The organism is Methylocella tundrae, assembly GCF_901905185.1.
GTDB lineage: Bacteria > Pseudomonadota > Alphaproteobacteria > Rhizobiales > Beijerinckiaceae > Methylocapsa > Methylocapsa tundrae.
In genome coordinates, this window is record NZ_CABFMQ020000024.1 from 96,481 (window position 1) to 120,851 (window position 24,371).

The 24,371-nt window shown below is 60.8% G+C and carries 18 protein-coding genes; 10 read left to right on the forward strand and 8 right to left on the reverse strand.

The window, feature by feature from the left end:
- Positions 1-95: 95 nt before the first annotated feature.
- The 3 genes from MPC4_RS04000 to MPC4_RS04010 are packed head-to-tail and all read left to right on the forward strand — an operon-like array spanning position 96 to position 4,801.
- Positions 96-1,634: a glycosyltransferase family 4 protein gene (locus MPC4_RS04000; protein ID WP_174511383.1), complete on the forward strand. Its 1,539-nt coding sequence runs from the start codon at positions 96-98 to the stop codon at positions 1,632-1,634.
- Positions 1,635-1,647: 13 nt separating this feature from the next.
- On the forward strand, positions 1,648-2,571 hold the full coding sequence (locus tag MPC4_RS04005) for an NAD-dependent epimerase/dehydratase family protein (RefSeq protein WP_174511384.1): 924 nt from the start codon (positions 1,648-1,650) through the stop codon (positions 2,569-2,571).
- Between the two features lie 10 nt (positions 2,572-2,581).
- Positions 2,582-4,801 (forward strand): glycosyltransferase, encoded by a 2,220-nt coding sequence (locus tag MPC4_RS04010; RefSeq protein WP_174511385.1) that lies wholly within the window; start codon positions 2,582-2,584, stop codon positions 4,799-4,801.
- A 14-nt stretch (positions 4,802-4,815) separates the two neighbouring features.
- Here MPC4_RS04010 and MPC4_RS04015 read toward each other — a convergent pair whose 3' ends face one another.
- Positions 4,816-7,110, reverse strand: coding sequence for a glycosyltransferase family 2 protein (locus MPC4_RS04015; protein ID WP_174511386.1), 2,295 nt, complete (start codon positions 7,108-7,110; stop codon positions 4,816-4,818).
- Between the two features lie 240 nt (positions 7,111-7,350).
- On the opposite strand from MPC4_RS04015, the gene MPC4_RS04020 reads away from it, so the two are divergent.
- Positions 7,351-8,535 carry a polysaccharide biosynthesis/export family protein gene (locus MPC4_RS04020; protein ID WP_174511387.1) on the forward strand — a complete coding sequence of 395 codons (1,185 nt, stop codon included), beginning with the start codon at positions 7,351-7,353 and terminating at the stop codon, positions 8,533-8,535.
- 33 nt (positions 8,536-8,568) lie between these two features.
- Here MPC4_RS04020 and rfbA read toward each other — a convergent pair whose 3' ends face one another.
- The 4 genes from rfbA to rfbC form a co-directional block, all read right to left on the reverse strand.
- A complete protein-coding gene (gene rfbA, locus MPC4_RS04025) occupies positions 8,569-9,438 on the reverse strand; it encodes a glucose-1-phosphate thymidylyltransferase RfbA (protein ID WP_174511388.1) in 870 nt (289 codons plus the stop codon).
- 81 nt (positions 9,439-9,519) lie between these two features.
- The gene (gene rfbD, locus MPC4_RS04030) at positions 9,520-10,395 is read right to left on the reverse strand and encodes a dTDP-4-dehydrorhamnose reductase (protein WP_174511389.1); all 876 of its coding nucleotides are present in this window, start codon (positions 10,393-10,395) and stop codon (positions 9,520-9,522) included.
- Entirely contained in the window at positions 10,392-11,462 is a 1,071-nt protein-coding gene (gene rfbB / locus MPC4_RS04035; protein WP_174511390.1) for a dTDP-glucose 4,6-dehydratase, read from the reverse strand. The genes rfbD and rfbB overlap by 4 nt, the downstream gene beginning before the upstream one ends.
- A complete protein-coding gene (gene rfbC / locus MPC4_RS04040; RefSeq protein ID WP_174511391.1) occupies positions 11,459-12,031 on the reverse strand; it encodes a dTDP-4-dehydrorhamnose 3,5-epimerase in 573 nt (190 codons plus the stop codon). Before rfbC ends, rfbB begins: the two co-directional genes overlap by 4 nt.
- A 338-nt stretch (positions 12,032-12,369) precedes the next feature.
- Here rfbC and MPC4_RS04045 point away from each other — a divergent pair, with 338 nt between their 5' ends.
- Positions 12,370-12,837 (forward strand): hypothetical protein, encoded by a 468-nt coding sequence (locus tag MPC4_RS04045; protein WP_174511392.1) that lies wholly within the window; start codon positions 12,370-12,372, stop codon positions 12,835-12,837.
- 38 nt (positions 12,838-12,875) lie between these two features.
- On the opposite strand, the gene MPC4_RS04050 is transcribed toward MPC4_RS04045, so the two are convergent.
- Positions 12,876-14,048 (reverse strand): patatin-like phospholipase family protein, encoded by a 1,173-nt coding sequence (locus MPC4_RS04050; RefSeq protein ID WP_174511393.1) that lies wholly within the window; start codon positions 14,046-14,048, stop codon positions 12,876-12,878.
- A gap of 271 nt (positions 14,049-14,319) precedes the next feature.
- Between MPC4_RS04050 and MPC4_RS04055 the strand changes: the two genes are divergently transcribed.
- The 5 genes from MPC4_RS04055 (at position 14,320) to astB (ending at position 22,687) form a co-directional block, all read left to right on the forward strand.
- A complete protein-coding gene (locus MPC4_RS04055; protein ID WP_244628832.1) occupies positions 14,320-15,960 on the forward strand; it encodes an efflux transporter outer membrane subunit in 1,641 nt (546 codons plus the stop codon).
- A 29-nt stretch (positions 15,961-15,989) separates the two neighbouring features.
- Complete coding sequence (locus MPC4_RS04060; RefSeq protein ID WP_174511395.1) at positions 15,990-17,237, forward strand: efflux RND transporter periplasmic adaptor subunit; 1,248 nt, start codon at positions 15,990-15,992, stop codon at positions 17,235-17,237.
- Between the two features lie 11 nt (positions 17,238-17,248).
- Positions 17,249-20,416 carry an efflux RND transporter permease subunit gene (locus MPC4_RS04065; protein ID WP_174511396.1) on the forward strand — a complete coding sequence of 1,056 codons (3,168 nt, stop codon included), beginning with the start codon at positions 17,249-17,251 and terminating at the stop codon, positions 20,414-20,416.
- A 174-nt stretch (positions 20,417-20,590) separates the two neighbouring features.
- A complete protein-coding gene (locus tag MPC4_RS04070; protein ID WP_174511397.1) occupies positions 20,591-21,274 on the forward strand; it encodes a GNAT family N-acetyltransferase in 684 nt (227 codons plus the stop codon).
- Positions 21,275-21,346: 72 nt separating this feature from the next.
- Positions 21,347-22,687 (forward strand): N-succinylarginine dihydrolase, encoded by a 1,341-nt coding sequence (gene astB / locus MPC4_RS04075; protein ID WP_174511398.1) that lies wholly within the window; start codon positions 21,347-21,349, stop codon positions 22,685-22,687.
- Positions 22,688-22,824: 137 nt separating this feature from the next.
- Here the strand turns inward: astB and MPC4_RS04080 are convergent, their stop codons facing one another.
- Positions 22,825-23,286 (reverse strand): cupin domain-containing protein, encoded by a 462-nt coding sequence (locus tag MPC4_RS04080; RefSeq protein WP_174511399.1) that lies wholly within the window; start codon positions 23,284-23,286, stop codon positions 22,825-22,827.
- Positions 23,287-23,683: 397 nt separating this feature from the next.
- On the reverse strand, positions 23,684-24,337 hold the full coding sequence (locus MPC4_RS04085) for a glutathione S-transferase (protein ID WP_174511400.1): 654 nt from the start codon (positions 24,335-24,337) through the stop codon (positions 23,684-23,686).
- Positions 24,338-24,371 lie beyond the last annotated feature (34 nt).

Genomic DNA, 24,371 nt, shown 5'->3' on the forward strand with positions numbered 1-24,371 from the left:
CGGTTTGTTGATCTCACGGCCCAAAGGCGCTATCTGACCGTTTTGCCCCTCGGCTTTGCCGGTCCGATCGATCCAGCGACGGCATGGAGGAATGATTGGCCGAATTCGCCGCGAGCGCCCGCGCCAGCGAAACGCCGGCGTCGGCGGCTCAGGACGCCGCCTTTGACGACCCGATGCGCTGTGCCGCTGATGAGGCCGCGCGCGAGCGTCTCGCGCTAAAGCGCGACCTCATGATGGTGCAGGATCATCTCGCCGACGTCGAGGCGCGGCTTGGGCGGTTGACCCCTTTTTTGCGCGCGGCGTCCTTGCTGCGTATGGCGGTCAAGTTTCTCATCGGCGCATGTCTCCTCGTCTGGAAGGCCGTGACTTTTGTCTGGCGTTGGCCCGCGACGGCAAAGCGGATTGAAGAAGCCTCTTTCCAAAGCCAAAGGCTGACGTTCGACGCGGAGCGCGGCGAGTGGACAAAGCGTATCCGCGTCCCGGTTTTATGGCGAAATCTGCGCCGCTCGTTCGGCCTGTTTCAGCCGCCGCCCTATGCCGTCCGGCTTCGTCAGAGACTCGGTCTGGCGCGGCGTCCTCGCGTGTTGCACGCGATCGCCAATGTCTGGGTTGGAGGCTCGACCCAGCTCGTCGTCGACCTGCATGATTATCTTGGCCATCGGATCGAGATGGAGGTCATAACGTCTGCATTGCCGGCTCGCGGCTCGCACAAGGGAATGACCATCAGATTGGTCCCGCAGCCGGCCTCGCCGCATCTGGTGCGCAGCGTCTTCAGCCGCTTCCGGCCCGACATCGTCCATGTTCATTATTGGGGCGACGTTGATGAACCGTGGTATCGCGTGATCTTTGAAATGGCCGCCGAATTCGGATGTCTCATCGTGCAGAACGTCAACACGCCGGTGGCGCCTTTTTCCGATGCGCCCGTGGCTCGCAATGTGTTTGTCTCTCAAAGCGTTTTCGATCAGTTTATCTCCACTGTTCCGGCGACGGTCATTCATCCGGGGATTGATCTTGCACGTTTCGCTCCGCGCTTGAGCGAGACGCCTGGGGCTTTTGATGCGATCGGCATGATCTACCGTCTGGAGAACGACAAGCTCAACGCCGATGCGATAGAGCTGTTCATCGCGGTGATCAGGAAGCGCCCGGCGACTCGAGCGATCATCATAGGCGACGGCTCCCTGTTCGCGCATTTCCGCAGCCGCGTCGAGCAGGAAGGACTGCTGCCCCATTTTGAATTTACCGGCTATGTTCCGTATGAGGAATTGCCGGCGCATCTTGCACGCTTCAAGACATTCGTCGCGCCGGTGCGGCAGGAGAGTTTCGGCCAGGTCATCCCCTTTGCGATGAGCGCCGGGCTCGCCGTCGCCGGCTATCGCGTCGGCGCGGTGCCGGAAATTCTCCAGAGCGACGAAACCCTTGGCGAAACTCTCGAAGAAACGGCGGCGCTCATCGTTTCGCTGCTCGATGACCGCGATCGTCTCAAGGCGCTCGGCCGACGCAACCACGCCATCGCGCAAGAGCGTTTTTCCGTCGAGAAGATGGCCGTCTCCTACCACAATCTCTACCGGGATGTCGCGCCGCGTGATTTTGATATGACGCCCGGACTTCCGGACGCGATTGTTTTTCCGTTGTAGGGGCGCCGCGATCATGACGGGCAAAGCCCTCGTTACCGGCGCCAGCGGTTTTCTCGGGCGAGCCCTGGTTCCAGCATTGCTCGCCTCGGGTGAAACCGTGATCGCGGCGGGACGCAAGACTAATCCCTTTGCGCCGCATCCGCGCCTTATATGGCGCCAGATCGACCTCATAGATCCAAAGGCGCCTTTGCCGGAGATCCTTTGCGGGATCGACGTGATCTATCATTTGAGCTGGTCGACGATTCCCGCCGAGGCGTCTCTCGCGCCCTCCGAGGACGCCCGCGAAAACATTGTCGGCTCCTTGCGGCTTATCGAGAGCATCGCGCCTGGAGCGGCCCTGCGTTTCGTCTTCGCATCCTCCGGCGGCGCGATCTATGGCCCTCTGCAACAAGCGCGCGCTAAAGAAGATCATCCGCTGAATCCGATCTCGGCCTATGGCGTCTCGAAGCGCACCGTTGAGGCCTATCTTGATCTTTTCGCCGCCACAAACACCATTCGTCCCGTATCGCTCCGCATTGGAAATCTCTTCGGTCCCGGACAAAACCCGGAGCGGCTTTTCGGCGCCGTCACGCAATTCAGCAAGGCGGCGTTGAGCGGCGCGCCGATCGTTCTCTTCGGCGACGGCTCGACGGTGCGGGACTATGTCTATATCGACGACGCCGTCGATGCGCTCATGCGCGCCGCCCGCGTCGGGGATTCATCTTTCGCTCTCAACATCGGCAGTGGAGAAGGGCGTTCATTGAACGACATTATAGCCATCCTCGAGCAGTATCTGCAAAGACCCGTCAAGGTCGACCGGCGTCCGGCGCGCGCGTTCGACGCGCCCTTTTCTGTCCTCGACCCTTCGCGCGCCACGCGCGAAATTGGCTGGTCGACGCGGGTCCCGTTTGCCGAGGGAATCGCGCGAACGCTCAAGAGCCTGGCAGAGCGCGCGTGAAGGATCGCTCATGAGAATCGCGCTCTACGTTCACTGCTTTTTCCCGGCGCATTTTTATGGCACCGAGGCCTATACTCTGACGCTCGCCAAAGAGCTGATCGCTTTAGGGGAGGAGCCTGTCGTCATTACAGCGACGCTCGCTGGCGAACCGGCGCAAAAACGGCTCATCGAGGACCGGGTCTATGATGGCGTCCGCGTCATTTCGATCGACAAGAATCTTTTTCCGAACCGCAGCGTTCGCGACACCTATGAGCAACCCGCGCTTCGTAATCTGCATGAGCGTCTGCTGCGCAAGATCCAGCCCAACGTCATTCACGTCTGTCACCTGATCAGCCACACGACGGCTCTGCTCGACGTCGCGCGCGCCATGGGGATTCCGGCATTTGCTACGCTCACGGACTTCTTCGGCTTTTGCTACAACAACAGGCTCGAGAATGCGCAGGGAGAACTCTGCGCGGGACCCGATGAAGCCCGCGCCAATTGCATCGCCTGTTTCCTCCAGCTCGTCGGCGCGCGTCCCGACGCGAAGCCGTTAACCCGCCTCGGCGCTGACCGGCGTTTGCGGCCGTTCGTGGCAAAAGGGCTCGCACGGCTCGGCCGACGCGAGGAAAACCCATTCAGCATCAGCGGTTTTGAGCCGAACGACATTGTCGTGCGGCCCGATATTCTGCGCCGCGCGATGGGCGTCTATTGCGAAGCGATCGCGCCGACACTTTTCTTGAAGCGCGCTTATGAGGCCAATGCGTTTCCGGCGCCGATGCACATCAGTCATTTTGGGGTCGAGATTGATCGCAGTCCCAAGCCGGCGCGCGCGCGAGGGGACAGCGTCAGACTGGGTTTCATCGGGCAATTATTTCCACATAAGGGCGCGCATCTTTTGCTCGACTCCCTTCGTGCGAGCGGACGGCAAAATCTCTCGCTGCAGATCTGGGGTCCAGATGACCAAGACCCGGCCTATTACGCGACGCTGCGGCAAAAGGCCGAGGGGCTCCCTGTTCGATTTCAGGGGACCTTGCCGCGCCAAGAACTCGCCGGCGCGCTGGCGGGCCTCGACTACCTCGTCATCCCTTCCACCTGGTACGAGAACAGCCCGCTCGTGTTGCTTCAGGCGCTCGCCACCCATACGCCCGTAATCATTTCCGATGTGCTGGGCATGACGGAATTTGTGCAAGACGGCTGCAATGGTTTCCATTTTTCGCGGGGGGATGTCGCCAGTCTGACGGCGGTCTTGCACAAGGTCGCCGATGATCCGGAGCTTGCGGCCCGCCTCAGCGCTGCGACGTCTTACGATCGCGCGCCAGCCGATATGGCGAAAGATGTTCTCGCCATGTATCGCGCGCACGCGCTCGGCGGCGTCGATGCGGCGGAAGCCACGGCCGCGCCGATCCAAACGGAGGGCGCGGATCAATCCGGTTCAAATCCGGCGCAGCTCGGCGTCGAGGGACCGCTCGACTCCTGGCTGGCCTACAATGAGGGCGCTCTGCACATTGATCCCGCGGAGGCTTCGCATATCGCGCCTTTCCCGCCGCTTGCGTTGATGACCGCGACCTCTGGACTGAGCCGCACGGAGGATTTCACCCGGCATGGCGTCGATATCATGCGCGCTCTCGCCGCGGCGAGCCCGGCGCCGCTGGCCTCCTATCGCGCCTGGCTCGATTTCGGCGTTGGCGCCGGGCGCGTCGCGCGGCTCTTCAAGGGCTATCGCGGCGTCTATGTCGGCGTGGACGTCGACCCTCACATGGTTGAATGGGTGCGCGGCAATCTGCCGTGGGTCAAGGCCCTGCAAACCGCGCCGCGTCAACCGCTTCCCTTCGCGGATCAACGTTTCGACGCGGTCGTCAGCATTTCCGTCTTCACCCATATGAATGACGAGGATCATCGTTTTTATCTCAATGAATTATGGCGGGTGACGCGCCCTGGCGCGATTTTGATGCTGACGGTCCATGGCGATCGGGCTATCCAGCGGGCCAGCGCGGAGTCGAATATCCTTGATCTCCTATGCATACCCGCTGATGCGCTCCAGGGCGCAGGCAAGGCTTTGGCGGAAGGCGATGGATTTCACTTCACGCGCCAGAGCGGGCACCTTACGTCCTCGCTTTATGATTACGGCGTCACTTTCGTGAACAGGCGATGGATCGACGCCGTCTGGACCAAATGGTTCGATATCGAGACTATTGTTCCCGGCGCCATTCATGACTTCCAGGACATCGTGGTGGCGCGACGCAGATAACCGCGCCGGGAAAATCACGCCTCCCGCTTCGCTATCACTCTCAGTTCGGTGAGAACGCGGGCGACGAGCGCCTCACGGGCGGCCCTGTCGAGACCAGTCGAACTTTCGGCGAGAGCGCGCACATACAGCGAAACTTCGTCTTGATGCGCGAAATAGTGAGGGCGCTGCCGGCCTATGACGATCGACATTTCATGAAGAGAGTTGGCCAGAGCCTCACTCGCCGTGAAGGCCGGGCGTCCTCCGGCCAGCGCCAGCGATCGCATCTCATATTCGAACACTGTTTGAGCGAGGCTGAGCCAGACCACGCGGTTCGTACATTGAGAATGAGCGAAGATATCCTGTTTGATGACGAGCGCCTCCTGAACGCCTAAGGTCGCGCGTTCGCCGCCCTGCGTCACGCCGCCGGGTTCCTGCCTGTGCCTGTTCAACGCCTCAGGGCGGAAGGAAATCTTGCCCTGTCGCAAGCACGCGAGATAGGCCCGCCAGTCGCCGCAATATCGAAAATCCTGGATTTGTCTGATGGCGTCAACGAGCGCCGTTCGTTTGAACACGGCCGAGCTGACATTCGGAATCGTGTTCTTGATCGCGAGCGTCGTCAGGATTTCGCTAGCTCCGCTCTCGACGTATCCGGTGAGCCATTTGAGCTCGTCGAGCGTGTCGGTATAAAATCGATAGCTTTGCGCCAGGATTTCCCCCTGTGTCCCGATCACCTCTGAATCGCTATAGGCGAGGACGACGTCGGGATCCGTGAAGCTTTCCGCCATGCGTTGCAAGAAGCGAGGATCTGATGAGTCGTCGCTCTCGGCGATCCAGACGAGATCGCATTTCGCATGTGAAACGCCCTTCGCCCATTGTTTGAACGGCGAGCCGCTGTTGCGTGGATTGGTCAAGATAGCGAATGGGATTTTCGACTTGGCTTTCGAGGCTCGCGCGATGGCAAGGCTCTCGTCCGCCGACGCATCGTCGAGGAAGATAATTTCATCAGGTGGAGACTGTTGGGCGAAAATCGACTTCAGCCGCTCGTCGAGATAGCGTGCGTGATTGTAATTTGGAATGATGACTGAGATCGTCGGCCTTGGTAGCGCGCAATAGCCCATGCGGCTATGCAGAAGCTCAGTCCACTCAGCGGTTGAAAGCGCCGCGTCGACGTCAAGCCGATAATAGGGAAGGTTGAGCGCCGCACATGTTTCCGGAAGCTGTGGACTGGCGTTTTCCGCCTCGATGACGAGTGCGCGCGGGTCGCGAAATTTCAATGCGCGCAGCAGGCGGTCCACGACGATGGCGTGGTCGAGCGAGGCGAACTCGGAACGTGAAAGATCAAGCGTTGCGCCGCCGGCCTGCGCAAAGCCCGGCGGCGCGTTCGTTAATATGTGGACATCGAGTTGCGGCAAGGTGTTGAGCGCGCAGCGAAGCTCGATGTTGCGCGCTCTGGCTGATGGCGACGGAGCAAGATCGACGATGAGAACCCGAAAGGGCGCGTCAAATCGCTCGCGCGGCGAGCCTGAGTGGCGCCACGGGAACTGTTCAAAGGCCGCGACTGGCGAATCGGGCGGCGGCAGGAAGGCATGGCTGCTTCGCCATTGCTCGCGGCCGACCTCTGCATATTCGACCAATGCGTTTTCTGGCGTGACGAGCGGATCCGACGCCTTGGCGACATAAAAGGCGGGATCGAAACGCTCATGCGGTTTGCGGCCTTCGGCGGCGCCAAAGGCGAGATAATGGGGCAGGGGGTCAAAACCTCTATCTCGAACGTCGGCATTCTTCATGCGATACCAGGACGCATCAAAGAGCGGCCCCGGGGAGCGTCCATCGCGTGAGCCGGACGCGACGAAATGAAGGAACGGATCGAACCCGACCTCGCGGACGTCAGGATTTTGGGAGAGGTACCAGTCGCGGTCAAAGAGGAGCGTCGGCGAGACCCCGCGCGGCAGGCCATGGGCGATGAAATGGCCGAGGGGGGTCAGGCCGCGAAGATCGCCAGCGAGCTTGCGATAATAGGAGGACGAAAAATATGGGGACGGCTCGAATCCTTCGGCGGCGCCATATTTGATGTAATCGAGCAGAGGGTCCTGGTCTCTTTGGGTCGGCGCTCGGCTTCGACGATACCAGGCTGGATCGAAGAGGATGTGTGGGCGCGCCCCCTGCCGCGCGCCTTCCAGCAGATAATGAACAAGGGGACTAAAGCCGCGAGCGACGCTCTCGGGGTATTCCGTTTTGTACCAGTTCGCGTCGAAAATGCGGCTGTGCGCAATCAGCAATAGGCTTGCAAGATGGGGCGCTGCCTTAAGATTCCCGATTTTCAGCGACATAGGCATAAGGAGTCCAAGCAATTGACGTTAACGATGTTATGCCTCCAGTCAGAATTTTCGTCGACTTTCATGCCACTGTCCCATTTTGAGCTGAAGCGCCGCATGGCGAATTTTATTGGATCAAGGGTTTGTTGTGACCTATTCGCTACACCCTCAGGATAAGAGTTGTCCGGCGAGCCTCGGGGATGGCTCCGAGGCGGCAGGAATGATAACGCTGAGGCTAATATGGATGGGTCGTGAATGCGGAATGATTTCTTGAATGTCGCAGGCATTCTGCTTTCCGGCGCGGCGTTGCTTGCCCTGACCGGCTGTGGGACCCTTCTCAGCGGATCTGGTCCCAGTACGGATGACGTGATCGCTCAGTCCACGTCGCCCGGCGTGCAGCGCTATGAAATTGTCGACATCAATTCTTCAGTGCTCGATATATTGCGGCATCGCGGTCCGGATAGTTTCCTCACCCATTTCGGGGATTACAGGCCCTCAGTTGAGCCAAAAATCGGCGTTGGCGACACGGTGGCCGTGACCATATGGGAAGCCGGCGCGGGTGGATTGTTTTCGGCTCCGCTCGTCAGTGATAGGTTCAGCACGGGGTCAAAAAGTTCAACGATACCGGATCAGATTGTCGGCCGCGACGGCTCCATCAGCGTTCCCTACGCTGGCCGGATCAAAGTAGCCGGACGCACGACGCAGGAGGTGCAGGGCATCGTCGAACACGCGCTCGCGGGAAAAGCGATCGAGCCGCAGGTTCTGATCAATATGCCGAAGTCGGTCAGCAATAGCGTCACCGTTACGGGCGAAGTCGTCAATGGCGCACGCGTGCCCTTGAGCGTCAGAGGCGACCGGGTCATGGACGTTATCGCGACCGCGGGCGGCATCAGGGCGCCGGTGAACGAGACCTATGTTCAACTTTCGAGAGGTCAGGAGACGGTTCGCGTCGCGATGAGCCGCGTCTCTTCGGATCCGAAGGAAAATATCTATTTGCGCCCCAACGACGTGCTGACGTTGATCCGGGATCCGCAAACCTTCATCGCTTATGGCGCGACGGGCAGGAACGCCGAGATCCCGTTCGATGCCGAAGGCATCAGTCTGTCGCAGGCTCTCGCCAAGGCCGGCGGACTTATGGATTTCCGCTCCGACCCCGCCGGCGTTTTCGTATTCCGCTTCGAGCCCGAGAGCGTCGTCCGCGCGTTGGCTCCCGGCTCAACGCTCGTTGCACATAATCGGGTGACGCCGGTCGTCTACAGGCTGAACCTGCGCGATGCGGCGAGCCTCTTCATCGCCCAGGGCTTCCGCATCCAGAACAGAGACCTGCTCTATGTCTCGAACGCCCCGATCACGGACGCTGAGAAAGTCATGCAAATTGTGAGCATGATATCGAGCCCGGCGCTGACTGGGCTCAGCGCCTGCGCCTATATCAAGTGTTAGTGCGCGATCATCGCGCTCTGACGGCCGGTGCGCTCATGATTTGAAATGGTCGAGCAGACGGCGGCCATATTTTGTCTTGCCGAGCTTCATTGCGAGTTGCGCGAAATCATCCTTGCTGATCCATTCGTTGAGATAGGCAATCTCTTCCGGCGCCGAGATGAGCTGGCCCTGCCGGTGTTGAAGGACGCGAACGAACTCCGCCGCCTCCATCAAGGAGTCATGCGTGCCGGCGTCGAACCAGGCAAAGCCTCGACCTAGCCTTTCGAGCTTCAACCGTTGTTGACCAATATAGAGATTGTTAAGGTCGGTGATTTCGAGTTCGCCTCGCGCCGAGGGACGCAGACTGCGGGCAAGATCGACGACGTCGGCGTCGTAGAAATAGATGCCGATCGCGGCCCAGTTGGACTTCGGCTGTTGCGGCTTCTCCTCGATCGATAGCACATCGCCCGTCTCGTTGAATTCGATAACGCCGTAGCGCTCCGGTTCGTCGACGGAATAGCCGAAGACGGTGGCGCAACCGCTCGAGGCGTTGGCGCGCTGCAACGTTTCCGACAGGCCGTGGCCATAGAGGAGATTGTCGCCGAGGATCAGACATGCAGGATCGCCATCGAGAAAATCCGCGCCGATGAGAAAGGCTTGCGCCAGTCCATCGGGAGACGGCTGGACCGCATAGTCGATGCGCAGGCCCCATTGGCTTCCATCACCGATAAGATGCCTGAACGCGGCTTGATCCTGCGGCGTCGAGATGATGAGAATGTCGCGGATTCCAGCCAGCATCAATGTCGACAGCGGATAATAGATCATCGGCTTGTCATAGACGGGCAGGAGTTGTTTTGACGTCACGAGCGTCAGCGGATGCAGGCGCGTCCCGGAACCGCCCGCCAGAATGATGCCTTTACGCATGACCAATCGCCTTTTTCCGCCGCCGCCCTTGAACCGTATGGCTCCCAAAGGAACCGTATGCTTTCCTTAAAAATTCAGGCTTCATCCGTCGCCGGTGAGCAGCTTGACGATCGCATCGGTTTCTTCGCTCCAGGGATGAGCGCTAAATCCAAAGCTACGCTCGAAAAGGCTGCAATCGAACACGGAATTGGCGGGGCGGCGCGCAGGCGTCGGATAGTCCGCGCTCGTTATGGCGACGACGCTAGGACGCCGCCCTGTGATGGGAGCTTGCGCGTCTACGATGCGGTTCGCAAATCCGTGCCAGGTCGTCGCTCCGGCCCCTGCAAAATGATATGTGCCATATAAATTGGCGTCGGAGGCGATCCGGGGCGCGATGCGCAAAATCGCATCGGCGATATCGCGCGTCGACGTCGGACATCCACGCTGATCGGCCACCACGCGCAGCTCGTCACGCTCCCTAGCCAGGCGCAGCATGGTCTTCAAAAAATTATTGCCGAATTCCCCATAGACCCAGGAAGTGCGCAAAATAATATGATGGTCTGTCGCTTCGCGAACGGCCGCTTCGCCCGCGGCCTTGGTGCGGCCATAGACGCCGAGCGGCGAGATCGGATCGCTTTCCACGTAAGGAGCTGACTTCGCGCCATCGAAAACATAGTCGGTCGAGATGTGGATGAGCGGCGTTCGCTCTGCGGCGCAGACTCCTGCGATGACCCCCGGCCCGATCTCATTGCCGAGCCGCGCGGCCTCGATCTCTTTTTCGGCGAGGTCAACCTTGGTGTAGGCGGCGGCGTTGACGACGACGGTCGGTCTGGTTGCGTCAAGGGCGCGCGCGACGGCGCCGGCGTCGACGATGTCAACCTCGGCGTGCGAGAACGCTCTGTGAGGAACCGCCTTGTTGGATGCGCTACGCTGAAGTTCCTGCCCGAGTTGTCCGCCGGCTCCCAATATGAGGATCACGCGACAACCCCGAGGCGTTCGCCGCGATAGACGCCGGATCTGATGCGGTCCCACCAGGCGCGATTTTCAAGATACCATTCAACGGTCTGGCGCAATCCAGACTCGAAGGTTTCGCGCGGACGCCAGCCAAGCTCCACGGCGATCTTGCCCGGATCGATCGCATAGCGAAGATCGTGACCCGGACGATCCGTGACGAAAGTGATGAGCCCGGCGCGGCGTCCGATCGCAGGATCAGGGGCAAGCTCATCGACTAGCGCGCAGATCGCGTGGACTACGTCGAGGTTGCTCTTTTCATTATGTCCGCCGATGCAATAGGATTGACCGACCGCGCCTTGCGTCGCAACCGTCAGCAGCGCGCGCGCATGGTCCTCGACGAAGAGCCAATCGCGAATATTGGCGCCGGCGCCATAGACCGGCAAAGGCTTGCCTTCGAGCGCATTGATGATCGTCAGCGGGATCAGCTTCTCAGGGAAATGATAAGGGCCGTAGTTGTTCGAACAATTGCTGATGATGGTCGGCAGCTGATAGGTGTGCCGCCACGCGTTGACGAGATGGTCGGAGGAAGCCTTCGAGGCGGAGTAGGGCGAGTTCGGACTATAGGCCGTCGTCTCAGCGAAAAAGCCCTCGTCGCCGAGCGAGCCGAAGACTTCATCGGTCGAGATATGATGAAAGCGAAACGCGCTTTGCTGCGGCTCCGTCAATGAGCGCCAGAAACCGAGCGCCGCCTGCAGCAGGGTGAAGGTTCCAACGACATTGGTGCGGATGAATTCGCCGGGCCCGTCGATCGAGCGGTCGACATGACTTTCGGCTGCGAGATGCATGACGATGTCGGGCCTGAAGGCGGCGAAAATCTCGTTCATAAGCGGGGCGTCGACGATGTCCGCACGGATGAAGGAATAGCGCGGATCGTCGGCAACGGGCGCAAGCGAATCGAGATTGCCGGCATAGGTCAGCTTGTCGACCACGAGCACGGAATGCGGCGTATGGCCGATGATCTCGCGCACAACCGCAGAGCCGATGAATCCGGCTCCGCCGGTGACGAGAATGCGTCTGGCTGCGACAGTCATGGTGAGGCGGCCTCGTAGCGGAAGGGCGAAGCGAAAGCTTTGAAAGATCCGAGCGTCGCGTCCTTGTCAGAGAGGATCACGGAAGCCGGATCGATTGGCCAGTCGATGCCGAGGTCAGGGTCGTTCCAGATGAGCCCGCTGTCGCATTTCGGCGCATAGAAATCATCGACCTTATAGGCGACTTCGGCGTCGTCCTCCAGCGTGCAGAACGCATGGGCGAAGCCGCGCGGGATCAGAAGCTGTTCCCCGCCGCTGGCGGTCAGGGTTTCGCCGATCCAGCGCCCGAATGTGGGCGAGCCCTGACGCAGATCGACGGCGACGTCAAAAATGCTTCCGCGCAAGGCCCTGACGAGTTTTGTCTGCGCCGCGGGCGGCAGTTGAAAATGCAGGCCGCGGATGGTCCCAGCCTTCGCCGAGAAGGACTGGTTGTCCTGCACGAACTGGGCGCTGACGCCGGCTTCGGCAAGGCCGCGCTGGTTATAGGTTTCAACGAAGTAGCCGCGCGAATCGGCAAAGCGGCGCGGCTTCAACACGAGAACGCCGGGCAGAGCTGTTGTCTTGACTTCCATTCATCCCCCATAGCCGCGCTGGATGGTTTCCGCGATCATGGATCGTCTATTGGGCAGGTTTTGCGCTATTCGTCTACTGGTCGGCGCAAATGATCCGACTGGAAAGCCTTGGGCGCCACGCCCGATCACGGCTTATCTCTTTGATTTGCGGCATCATCTTGTCGAAATACCGCAAGCCTCATTTTAAGTGTGGCGGCCCGCGTTGACGGCGGCTTGCGAATGAGAAGCGTGATTTCGGGGGTTTTTGATCGCTTCTCTGATAAAAGCATTCGTGAAAACAATCGGATAAGGCGCAGGTGCGATTCTTTTGGAGCTATCATGCGCGGGAAGGAGGAAACGTGAGCGACGATCCTGGCCCCGGTAATCCTGCGCAGCAGGCGCTCAAATATGCGGTCGTCGCAGGCTCCCGGGGGCCACGCCGCGATTTCAAGGTCACCGTCGGCCTGCGCGAGGGCTGGGACCCTGAGGGCCGCGTCTATGACATTTCGGAAGCGGTGCGGACGGCGCGCGGCTGGATGCGCCGGCGGGTCGAGGCGGGGCTGCCCGCGCTATCAGGCATGTTCACCAGGGGCGAGGTGACCTACGCCTGGCCGCGGCCGGATGGCTCGGTCGGCTCGGACCGCGAGCCGGTGGCGATCTTCTCCGGGGAGGCGGTGCACGCCTATCTTGGCGGCCTGCTCGATGCGGAAATCGAAATAATGCTGAACGAACTCGCGGCCGAACTCGGCGCCGCGCTCGGTCAGGAGCGACTCTATGTGTCGTTTTGCGACCGCGCCTGGATTCTCGACGCGGGCGCGGAAGACTGACGGATCATGCGCCAAGGTGGAAGCCCGCGACGCGGCGACTACTCTCGTCCGTCGATGGCAAGGTCGAAGGTGCTGAAGCCTTCTGCGTTCATCGGACGCTCGAGCACCTCGGGATGCCGCAGCGTTCGCACAGTGTCATTGTAGCCGGCCCGCCAGTGCTCCTCCATCGTCTGGCGGGAGAATTCATAGTCCTTGCAGGAACTCTCATATCGGCTCGCATGGTAGATGAGATGGACGATATTATAGACTTTCTCATCAGCCTCGTCTTCGAGCAGCTTCCATTCCGGATCGTTGCGGCGATCGCCGGGCAGCTGTTTCAGAAGGCCGCAGACGGCGCGGCGGAGCTGCTGTGATTTCCTGAACTGGTCTGTGCCTTGCCGGGTCCGGCTTGAGAAGCGGATCTCCTTCGCCCTGAGGTCGACCTCGACGATGTCGCGAGGCATGTCGCCCCGCGCGCTCCAGAGATCCACCTGGAAGGCGAGCGTGTCCGCGCGCGGCCGACTGTCGAGCACCCACTGCAGCGGCGTGTTCGAGACAATGCCGCCGTCCCAATAATACTCTCCCTCGATCTCGACCGGCGGAAAGCCCGGCGGCAGCGCGCCGCTGGCGATGATGTGTTCGGGGCGTATTTCATGCGTCGTTGTATCGAAATAGGCGAAATTTCCAGTGCGCACATTGGTGGCGCCGACGCTAAGCCGCATCTCGCCCGCGTTGATCCGATCGAAGTCGACCAGGCGCTCGAGGGTCGCCCGGAGCGGCGTCACGTCATAAAAGCTCAGAGCTTCGAGCGCCCCGGGCGGATGCAAGAATGGCGGCAGGGCCCGCGGCTTGAAGAAGTCGTTCGCGCCGGCAAGCATGATGCCGACTGCGCGAAGCTGATTGAGAGCGCTGTGCACATAGTCGCCCTTCGGCTTGAAGGATTGCATGAAAGGAATACTGAAGGGCGACGTCGTGATCTCCTCCCAGAACTGGCGCAGCCGCGCGACGCGCAACTCAGGCGCGTTTCCTGCGATCAAGGCCGAGTTCATCGAACCGATCGAGATTCCAGCCACCCAGTCGGGCTCAACATTGGCTTCCGACAGCGCCTCATAAACCCCGGCCTGGTAGGAGCCGAGCGCGCCGCCGCCTTGCAGCAACAGAGCGATGCGGTCGAATGGCGGGCGGTCCTTGGCGATGTGCGACTTCAGCTTCGGGGCGGGGTTGGGCGGCATGGCGGCGCTCTTTTCATGGCAAATAGATGTGAGACAGAATGGCGCCTGCGCACCGGTGCGCATAGCGGCTGGCCGCTCTCCTGGGATCGGCCGCCCAATGCTTCCTCACATTTAGCGTAGGCGTGGCTAAACTATCACAGCTTTGCCGTCCAAGGTGATGTTAGCTGTCGCAAACAATCAAACGCTGCAATCGGGCCGTTGTCCAGTGACTCACATCATCTGCGCCGCGGCGCGCCGCGACCGAAGGATGGCCACGCCCGCCGAGGCTGACATGGCCAAAGACGGTGCCCGCTCGCTCAATCGGGCGCTCCGCCGCGCGCTCGCAGCCGCATTGCTTCCCTGTTTGGCGGGCTGCGCCGTCGGGCCCGATTTCGGCCCTCCCGCAGCGCCCGTCGCCGATCACTATCTTGAGGCGCATAACCGCGCCATTGGGACAGGACGCCAAGACTACCGTGATTGGTGGAAGGTGTTTCACGATCCGGTGCTTAACCGGCTGATCGAGATCGCTTATGATCAAAATCTCACCTTGCTGAGCGCCGGAACACGGGTGCTGCAGGCGCGGGCCGAACTCGGCGTCGCCATCGGCGAACTTTATCCGCAGCAGCAGCAGGGCGTTGGCCTCACAACCTACAACCGGCCGAGCCATGCCGACGCCGCCTCCGATCCGCAGTTGCAGCTGAATAATTTCTGGCAATCGCAGCTTGGCGCCAGGGCCGCGTGGGAGCTCGATTTCTGGGGCAAGTTCAGACGCGGCGTCGAATCGGCCGACGCCGCCTATCTCGCCACGGTCGCCAGCTATGACGACGTTCTCGTGACCTTGCTCGGCGATGTCGCAAAGACCTATATCGGCATTCGTACGCTGGAAAAGCAGATCGCCATCGCGAGAGCTAATATCGTGCGCCAGAAGGAGGCGCTGCAGATCGCGCGAGACCGGTTCAGCGGGGGGACGGCGACCAAGCTAGACGTCTACCAGGCAGAGAACGTTCTCGGCCAGACCGAGGCGTCGATTCCGCAGCTGACAATGCAACTGCAGCATGGGCAAAACGCGTTGCGCGTCTTTTTGGGGATGACGCCGGAGCCGCTTGATCCCCTGCTGGCGCGATCGACGGGCAAAATACCCGTCCCTCCGGCGAAAATTTTCGTCGGCATACCGACAGATCTTCTCCGCCGCCGGCCGGACGTGCGCGCCGCCGAATTGAAGGCCGCCGCGCAGAGCGCGCAGATCGGCGTCGCGCAGTCGGAGCTCTATCCTGCGATCAGCCTCACCGGACGAATCGGCGGCTCCGCCAGCACCATCAACGGCGCAAGGCTCAGCTCCATCTTCACGCCGGCGGGCCTTGCCTATTCCTTTGGTCCGTCGTTCCAATGGAACATCCTGAACTACGGCCAAATCACCAATAATGTGCGCTTGCAGGACGCCACCTTGCAGCAATATCTGGTCGATTATCAAAACACCGTGCTGAAAGCCCAGCAGGACGTCGAGAATGGCGTCTCCACCTATCTGCAATCAAAGATCGCGGTCGAAGCGCTCCGCCGCAGCGTCGCCGCGGCAAATGGCGCGCTCGGAATCTCCCTTCTGGAATATCAGCAAGGCACGCGCGATTACACCTCGGTGCTGACCTCCGAACAGAACTTGCTGCAGGCGCAAAACGATCTCGTCATCGCCGAAGGAAACGTCCCGCTCGGCGTCACCATGGTCTATGAGGCGCTCGGCGGCGGCTGGCAGATTCGCGACGGCAATGATTTCGTGCCGCCCGCGACGAATGCGCAAATGCGGGCGCGCACCGATTGGGGCGACGTGCTGCCGCCCGCGGGCGCACCGAAGCCCCCGCCGCCTGCGCTCGCCGCGCCGACGCCAGGCCTGCCCGGACCCGAAAACGAAGGCCCGACGGTGCGGGCGCCGGAATTTTAAGTCTTCAATTTGCAAAAGGGCGTTTCGCCATGAAGCCGAGGTCGATCGAAAATCAGCGCGCAAACCTTGGAAGCGAAGCGAGGGCCGGGTCAGCGCGCCGCATCGGCGCCTTCGGCGCGTTGCTCGCAGCCTGCTGCTGCTGGCACACGCTGGCGCATGCAGCGACCAGCCAAGGCAGCAATTCCCAACCGCCCGGCGCGGCTGCGGGGCCGGCCTATGCGGCGGGCGCGCCCGAAATTCCCGTCGTGCAGCCAAAAGTCCAATCGGTGACCGACTATGTCGAAGTCACGGGCACGGCGGCGTCAACCAATGTGGTGAAGCTCATCGCGCGCGTTGAAGGCTATCTCGACCAGATACATTTCGCCGACGGCGCGATCGTCAAGAAAGGCGAACTCCTCTTCACGATTCAACAAGCTCAGTACAAGGCGCAGCTGCAGCAGGCGCAGGCTCAGCTGCTGTCGCAGCAGGCGGCTCTCGCTTATGCAAAGATCGAGGTCGTTCGCTACACGGCGCTGTTTCACAAGAACGCCGCGACCGCCACCGAAGTCGACAAATGGGTCTATCAGCAAAAGGCGGCGGAGGCTGGCATCCTCGGCGCGCAGGGCCAGATTGAAGTCGCTCAGCTTAATCTCGATTACACGGAAGTGCGGGCGCCGTTCGACGGATTGATGGGCAAGCATCTTGTCGACCCCGGCAACGTCGTCGGCGGCCCCGGTCAGCAGACGGCGCTGGCCGAGATCAACCAGCTTGATCCGATCTATGTGACTGCAACGTTGAGCGAACAGCAGGTTCTCGATATCCGCGCCAACCTCAATCAGCGCCGGCTTACGCCCGCCGAACTTCTCAAGATCCCGGTCGAGGTCGGTCTCGAAAATGGGACTGGCTTCCCCTATCATGGCTTCATCGAATTTGTCTCGCCACAATTCGATCCCACGACAGGCACGCTGCAGGTGCGCGGCATTTTGAAAAATCCCGACCGCAGCCTGCTGCCCGGCCTGTTCGTGCGCATGCGCCTGCCGAAGGGACGTGTGGCGGAGGGGGCCTTATTGGTTCCGGCCCGGGCCATCGGGGAAGACCAGGGCGGCCTCTATCTGATGTTGGTCAATAAAAATGACGTCGTTGAGCAACGTTATGTCAAGACGGCGCAGCAGGTCGGCGATCTGCGCGTCATCACGTCCGGCCTCAATCCCGACGATCGCATCGTCGTCGGGGATCTCTGGCGGGTCTCCCCCGGCCTCAAAGTCGTCCCCAAGCTGACGAGCATCGACGCTCAGTAGGACCTTAGGCCATGATATCGAAGTTTTTCATCGAGCACCCGGTCCTCGCCAATGTGCTGGCGATCGTCATTGTGCTGATTGGCGCCGTCGCGGTCTACACGCTGCCCGTGTCCGAATATCCGAATGTCGTTCCGCCCACCGTGCAGGTCACGACGCGCTATCCGGGAGCGAGCCCTCAGACGGTGATCGACACCGTCGCTTTGCCGATAGAATTGCAGGTCAATGGCGTCGACCGCATGCTCTATATGCAATCGACCAGCGCCGCCGACGGCACCTATGTGCTGACGGTGACCTTCGACATCGGCACCGATCCCAACATTGACCAGGTGCTGGTGCAAAACCGCGTCAACAGCGCGATGGCGTCGCTGCCTCAGGCGGTGCAATCGCAAGGCGTTACGATCCAGAAAAAGAATACCGCGATCCTGCAGATCGTGACGCTGGATTCGCCGGATGGGCGCTATGACAGCCTGTTCATGAGCAATTATGCGACGATCAACCTCGTCAATGAGTTGTCGCGGCTGCCGGGCGTCGGCAACGTCACCGTGTTTGGCGCCAGCAATTACGCCATGCGCATCTGGCTCGATCCGGAAAAGCTCTATTCTTTCGGCTTGCAGCCGAAAGACGTCATCATGGCCGTGCGCGAGCAGAGCCAGGAAGTCGCCGCCGGCCAGGTCGGCATGCCGCCGGCGCCGAAAGATCAGCAATTCCAATACACGATTGACATCCAGTCGCGGTTGAACGATCCGGCCCAGTTCGGCGAAATCATCATCAAGGACCAGACCGCGCAGGGCGGCCGCCTCGTCCGGGTGAAGGATGTCGCCCGCGTCGACCTCGGCGCGCAAACCTATTCGCAGGATTTCAAGCTCAACGCCCGGCCCGGCGCAGGCGTCGCTATTTTTCAGACGCCCGAGGCCAATTCGATCGCCGTTGCGAAAGCGGTCAAGGCGAAAATGGAGCAGCTCTCGGCGCATTTCCCGCAGGGCTTGCGATACACCATCCCCTTTGACACCACGATCTTCGTTCAGGATTCGATCTCGGAAGTCTACACGACGCTCTACCAGGCCGGCATCCTGGTCCTCATCGTGATTCTCGTCTTTTTGCAGAATTTTCGCGCGACGCTTGTGCCGGCGACGACGGTTCCCGTCACCATCATCGGCGCTTTTGCCGGCATGGCGGCGCTCGGCTTCACCGTCAACCTTTCAACGCTGTTCGGCATCGTGCTCGCGATCGGCATCGTCGTCGACGACGCCATCGTCATCGTCGAGGGCGTCTCGAAATATATCGAGCGCGGCATGTCCGGCCATGACGCCGCGATCCGGGCGATGGACGAATTATTCGGACCCATTATCGGCATCACGCTGGTCCTGATGTCGGTGTTCATTCCAGCCGCTTTCATGCCGGGGCTCACCGGCAAAATGTTCGCTCAGTTCGCGCTGGTGATCGCCGCGACGGCCCTGATCAGCGCGATCAACGCGGCGACGTTGAAGCCGACGCAATGCGCCCTCTGGCTGCGTCAGTCGACGCCGCCCGACCAGCGCAATTTTTTCTATCGGGGCTTTAATTTCGTCTACCAGAAGATGGAGAACGCCTATGCGGCCCTGATCGGCCGGATGGTGAGGCGCAGCGGACTGATGGTTCTGATCGCGATCGGTCTCGCGGGTCTTGGCTTTTGGGGCATCGCCCGCCTGCCGACGGCCTTTATCCCCAATGATGATCAGGGCTATGCCATGATCGCCGTGCAATTGCCGGACGGCGCCGCCCTGGGACGAACGACAGCCGCGCTCGCTCGCGCGACGGAGATCGCGAAGGCGACCCCGGGAGTTGAGAATGTGATCGCGATTTCAGGCGAATCCGTTCTCGACAATAATGCGACGCTCGCCAACGCCGGCGTCGAATATGTCATTTTCAAATCCTACGCCGAGCGCGAAAAAGCCAAGGGTCAAGATCTCATATCGATTCTGAAGCATATTCAGGGCGAACTCAACGGCCTGCCTGACGGAAGGGGAGTCGTGCTGGTGCCCCCGCCAATTCAAGGCATTGGTCAGGCAGGCGGATTCCAGATGCAGGTGGAACTGCTCGGGGGCAGCTTCAACTATACTCAATTGGATGAGTTGACTCAGCAGATCGTCAAATCAGCCTCCGCGAATCCTTCCCTCCAGCGCGTTCTGACGACATTCCACCCGACCGCGCCGCACGTTGGCGTCACCATCGACCGCGATCGGGCGCAAACGCTGCGCGTTTCCGTCGGCGACGTTTTTTCAACGCTGAGCACCTTTTTGGGTTCGACCTTCGTCAATCAATTCAACAAGTTCGGCCTGACCTACCAGGTCTATGCGCAGGCCGACGCGAAATTCCGTCTGCAGCCGGAGGACATTCTCAATTTCTATGTCCGCAATACCGAACAGCAGATGGTGCCGATCAGCTCCGTCGCCTATCTCAATCACGAGGTGGCTCCGCCGCTGATCACGCTCTACAATCTGTTTCCGTCGGCGACGATCGTCGGCTCGCCGGCGCAGGGCTTCAGCTCCGGCCAATCAATGGCGACGATGGAGCAAATCGCCAAAACGACCTTGTCCAAGGACGCCGGTTTTGAATGGTCCGGCATGTCCTATCAGGAGAAGCTCGTCGGCAATCAGATCGTTTTTGTCTTCGGCCTCTCGATCCTTCTCGTCTATCTCGTCCTCGCCGGACAATATGAAAGCTGGATCCTGCCGCTCGCGGTTCTTTCCGCCGTGCCTCTCGCCTTGCTGGGCCCCGTCGTCGCCTTGACCAGTCTCGGAGTCGCCAACAATCTGTATACGCAGATCGGCCTGATGCTGCTGATCGCGCTGTCGGCGAAGAACGGCATTCTGATTGTCGAGGTGGCGAGGGAAGAGCGTGTCAAGGATGGCAAACCGATTCTCGAAGCCGCTGTGGACGCGGCGCGGTTAAGATTCCGCCCTATTCTCATGACGTCGTTTGCCTTCATTCTCGGGGTCGTGCCGCTCGTTACAGCGACGGGGGCGGGGGCGAACGCCCGCCGCTCGCTCGGCATCAGCGTGTTCAGCGGCATGATCGCATCGACCTGCCTTGCGGTGCTCTTCGTTCCGTCTTTCTTCACTCTCCTGCAAGGGTTCGAGGAGGGCCGCAAGGCGCGCAAGGCCAAGCCCGCGGTGCAGGCGCCGACGCCGGCCGAATGAAGGCGCTTTTGAAGCGGTGTCTTTGCGGCGAAACAGCGGGCGCGCGGCTTCCCCGGGGCGTTGGAAAATGAAGCGGTTTAGCTTGGATTAGTCACTGAACGGCACAAATTATGGCCATGTGTCGCTTCGATCCTGAAGGGCCTGACGGCCATGATGATCAGCCGAAGGTAAGCCATGCGTCTGACAGCGATCATCGAGACGGCCCAATCGTCTGATTACGCGGAGATTGTCGGCTTCCTGCGCGCCGCCGACGACGAAAAACTGTTGCCGCGTCCTGCGGACGACTATCGCCGCGCCATAGAATCCGGCCTTTTCTGCGTCGCGCGCAGCGAGGGGCGGCTGGTCGCGCTCGCCGGCGCCTTTGTGCTGAGCAAGGCCGAGCCGATCTTGATTGAAATGGGGAGCTGCTATGTCGCGCCAGCATTTCGCGGGTTCGGGCTGCAAAAGCTTCTGGTCCGCGCGCGCATCGCCGCCGTTATTTCCCTCATTGATCCCGCGGCGCGCATCCTCACCGCCATCACGCCGCAAAATCTGGGCTCGCGCGCGTCCATCCTGAAAGCCGGCTTCGAACCGCTGACAGAAGACCACCGGCTGCTGATGGAGCTCTGCGCCTATTGTGCGGCGCGCCCGGGCGAGGCCTCCGACCGGCTGTGTTGCTGTGATTTCTTCTATATCCCGCGCAGCCGCCAGCGCAGCGAGATCGCTGCGCTTTTGGAAGGCGGTCCGGTCACGGTTTCCCGCGCGAACGGCGACTCTTTATTGGTCGCAATCGACATTGACGCCTTGCGGGGACTCCGCCGCGCCGCGCTTGAAGCATTTGTTGACGCGCGAGAACGGTCGGATCATGTCGGCGCCTAGCCGGGCGAGCGCCGCAAAGACCCCGCGGGCGGGGCTTGTGCGGCTTCGGAGGCGCGTTCGGGGCAGGCGGACATGAGCGCCGAGGAAGTCAATTTCGACGGGCTGGTCGGACCGACCCACAATTTTGGCGGCCTCTCCGAAGGAAACGTCAAATCGATCGAAAATCGCGGACGCGTGTCCAATCCGCGTGCGGCGGCCCTGCAAGGACTGGAGAAAATGCGCCTTCTGATGGCGCTCGGCATCCCGCAGGCGGTTTTGCCGCCGCATGAACGGCCAGACACTGGCGTTTTGCGGCAGATGGGCTTTTCGGGCTCGGACGCCGCCGTGCTGGAAGCGGCGTGGAAGGCCGATCCGGCGCTGGTCACAAACGTTTCCTCCGCGTCTGCGATGTGGGCCGCGAATGCGGCGACTGTTTCGCCGAGCGTCGACGCCGCCGATGGACTATTGCATGTGACGCCCGCCAATCTGGCTAGCAAATTCCATCGCTCGCTCGAGAGCGCTTTCACGGCCCATGTGTTCAGGACCATTTTCCTCGATTCCGCGCGTTTTGCCGTTCATGAACCGCTGCCGAAGGGGGGCCATTTCGGCGACGAAGGGGCGGCCAATCACATGCGGCTTGCGCCGTCTCACGGAGAGGCGGGCGTCGAGATCTTTGTTTTTGGGCGCTCGGCTTTCGAGGACGGCTTTCGGCCGCGCGGCTTCGCGCCGCGGCAGGCGTTTGAAGCCTCAGAGGCGGTCGCGCGGCTGCACAAGCTCGATCCCAAGCGGACGCTGTTTATCCGCCAGGCGCAAAAGGCCATAGACGCCGGCGCCTTTCATAATGATGTCGTCGCGGTCTCCAACGGGCCGGTCATGCTGGCCCATGAGTTCGCGTTCGAGACAGGCAGCGCGGCCTTTGACGCGATCGAAAGGGCCTGCTCCTTCGAGACGTCTGTGATCGCAGTGCGCGAAGCGGAGGTGCCGCTCGAAGAAGCCATTCGATGCTACCTCTTCAACTGCCAGCTGGCGACGCGTCCAGGCGGCTCCGGGAGCATGGTTCTGATCCTCCCGGAAGAGGTGAAGTCGTCTCCAAAAGCGCTGGCCTTCGCGGAAAGGCTCGTGTCCGGCCATGCCCCCATCGACCAGCTGATTTTTGCGGACATCCGGCAAAGCATGTGGAACGGAGGAGGGCCAGCCTGCCTTCGTCTGCGCGTTGTTTTGACGCAAGCAGAGCGCGACGCCCTCAAGGGGCGCGTCCTTTTGGATGAGGGTCTCGTCGGTCGGCTCGAAAACTGGGTGCGACGCCATTATCGCGACCGTCTGACGGGCGCCGACCTTGTAGATCCCGCTTTGATCGAGGAAGGCCGCGCGGCGCTTGATGAACTGACCGGGATTTTAGACCTCGGCCCGATCTACGCTTTTCAAAGGCGGTAAGCGCACTGAGATCGGCGCGGCCAACGCAGTCTTGCGCGCATCATCGAAACAAGAAGCGGGCCGGGCCACAGACCCGGGGTTGCCTCATCATGACTTCAGGAGAGTATGATAACTATCTCTCCTGACGCCGGAACTGCCTATTTCCAGGGCGTGATCGGAGGCACTTTTATGCCTGGCGGAGGAGCGGCGTCCACCGTGCCGAAGTCGGCGGGACCAACGATTTCCAGATATTCCATATCCGGCGAATAATCGAAGAGATAATGCGTAATGCCTGGCCGCTGATGGACGCAATCGCCCGCCTGGACAAAGGTCTCCTTATCTTCATACATGAAGCGCGCCCATCCCTTGGTCATCAGCACGATCTGGAAGTCTGCGATATGCCGATGCCAGCCGGTGCCTTCCTCTGGCGGATTTTTGGCGCGGACGAGATGAGCGATCACCTTTCCATTGGTCGCGTCGGCGATTCCGAGATCTCGATACTCGAAGAAATCGCGTAGCCCATCCCCGTGGAATTGCGTGTCGCCCTCTTTGACATGAGAAAACTTGGTCGGGGCCGGCTCCTCAGCGTCGGCAGGCTTTTTGAGATCGACAACGCTCATGATTTTATCTCCTTCATAAAGCGAATGGGATCGCAGTTTGCTTCTAAGAGCATTCTACAAGCGAAAAACGTGACAGTTGGCTGTCGCCGTGTGACGTCCGTCGTGGCGAGGAAAACGCGCCGTGCTTCGGGTCATCGCTTTCGCGCCACGGCGGCGGATCCGCATCTTTCCGCCGAGCCCGGACGCGATTTCTTCGCGCGCGCCCGCTTCCAGGTGGGGACAACCGGCCGCTGATGAGAATAGAGGCGGCCGATGAAAGTGCAACCACGGCCGTTCGCGATCCCTCCTTCGGGGCCTGTCTGCACAAAACTTAGCTCTTGCGCCCAATATGAATGCGACGGGAAATGTGACGCCGCCGATTGTCGGAGCGCCGCCGGCAACGCTGCAATCCCTCCGCTCAAAACTCGACTTCGAGCTCTTCAAGATCATCGGGCTCCGTTTTTGCCGCCTCGATCCATTCTTCCAGTTCCGGCATCGCTCTAATCGTTTTGCAATAAGCCGCGCTCTGCGCGTCGACCTTGACGTGATAGGTCAAAAGCCTTGTCACGACGGGGGCGTACATCGCATCGGCGATGGACCGCTCTCCGAGGAGGAAGGGGCCGCCGTAAAGATCGAGATGTTCGCGCCATATCGCGGTAACGCGGTCGATATCCGCCTGCGCGCGCGCCCATACCTTAAAATTGGGGAAATCTCCTTTGAGATTCATCGGCAAGGCCGCGCGCATCGGGCCGAAGCCGGAATGCATCTCCCCGCTGATCGAACGGCAACGCGTGCGCCGCTCCAGATCGGCTGGAAGTAATTGCGCTTCAGGCTTGATTTCGTGGAGATATTCCCCAATAGCGAGCGTGTCCCATATCTTCAGGCCATTGTGCGTCAAATTCGGAATGAGGAAAGAGGACGACAGGAGGAGGAGTTCTGCTCGCATGGCCGGGTCGTCCGGCGAAATGACCTTTTCGACGAAAGGCAGGCCGGAAAACCTGGTCATCAACCACCCCCGGAGCGACCACGAGGAATAGTTCTTGCTGCTGATGGTGAGAATGGCCTCGCTCAATGAACACCTCTTCAACCGTGGACGGAAACCGTGG

What these genes read in the sequence shown, in the direction of transcription:
- MPC4_RS04005 (WP_174511384.1), top strand. Translation starts at nt 1,648, where the DNA reads ATGACGGGCAAAGCCCTCGTTACCGGCGCCAGCGGTTTTCTCGGGCGA.
- MPC4_RS04010 (WP_174511385.1), top strand. Translation starts at nt 2,582, where the DNA reads ATGAGAATCGCGCTCTACGTTCACTGCTTTTTCCCGGCGCATTTTTAT.
- MPC4_RS04015 (WP_174511386.1), bottom strand. Translation starts at nt 7,110, where the DNA reads ATGTCGCTGAAAATCGGGAATCTTAAGGCAGCGCCCCATCTTGCAAGC.
- MPC4_RS04020 (WP_174511387.1), top strand. Translation starts at nt 7,351, where the DNA reads ATGCGGAATGATTTCTTGAATGTCGCAGGCATTCTGCTTTCCGGCGCG.
- rfbA (WP_174511388.1), bottom strand. Translation starts at nt 9,438, where the DNA reads ATGCGTAAAGGCATCATTCTGGCGGGCGGTTCCGGGACGCGCCTGCAT.
- rfbB (WP_174511390.1), bottom strand. Translation starts at nt 11,462, where the DNA reads ATGACTGTCGCAGCCAGACGCATTCTCGTCACCGGCGGAGCCGGATTC.
- rfbC (WP_174511391.1), bottom strand. Translation starts at nt 12,031, where the DNA reads ATGGAAGTCAAGACAACAGCTCTGCCCGGCGTTCTCGTGTTGAAGCCG.
- MPC4_RS04050 (WP_174511393.1), bottom strand. Translation starts at nt 14,048, where the DNA reads ATGCCGCCCAACCCCGCCCCGAAGCTGAAGTCGCACATCGCCAAGGAC.
- MPC4_RS04055 (WP_244628832.1), top strand. Translation starts at nt 14,320, where the DNA reads ATGGCCAAAGACGGTGCCCGCTCGCTCAATCGGGCGCTCCGCCGCGCG.
- MPC4_RS04060 (WP_174511395.1), top strand. Translation starts at nt 15,990, where the DNA reads ATGAAGCCGAGGTCGATCGAAAATCAGCGCGCAAACCTTGGAAGCGAA.
- MPC4_RS04065 (WP_174511396.1), top strand. Translation starts at nt 17,249, where the DNA reads ATGATATCGAAGTTTTTCATCGAGCACCCGGTCCTCGCCAATGTGCTG.
- MPC4_RS04070 (WP_174511397.1), top strand. Translation starts at nt 20,591, where the DNA reads ATGCGTCTGACAGCGATCATCGAGACGGCCCAATCGTCTGATTACGCG.
- astB (WP_174511398.1), top strand. Translation starts at nt 21,347, where the DNA reads ATGAGCGCCGAGGAAGTCAATTTCGACGGGCTGGTCGGACCGACCCAC.
- MPC4_RS04080 (WP_174511399.1), bottom strand. Translation starts at nt 23,286, where the DNA reads ATGAGCGTTGTCGATCTCAAAAAGCCTGCCGACGCTGAGGAGCCGGCC.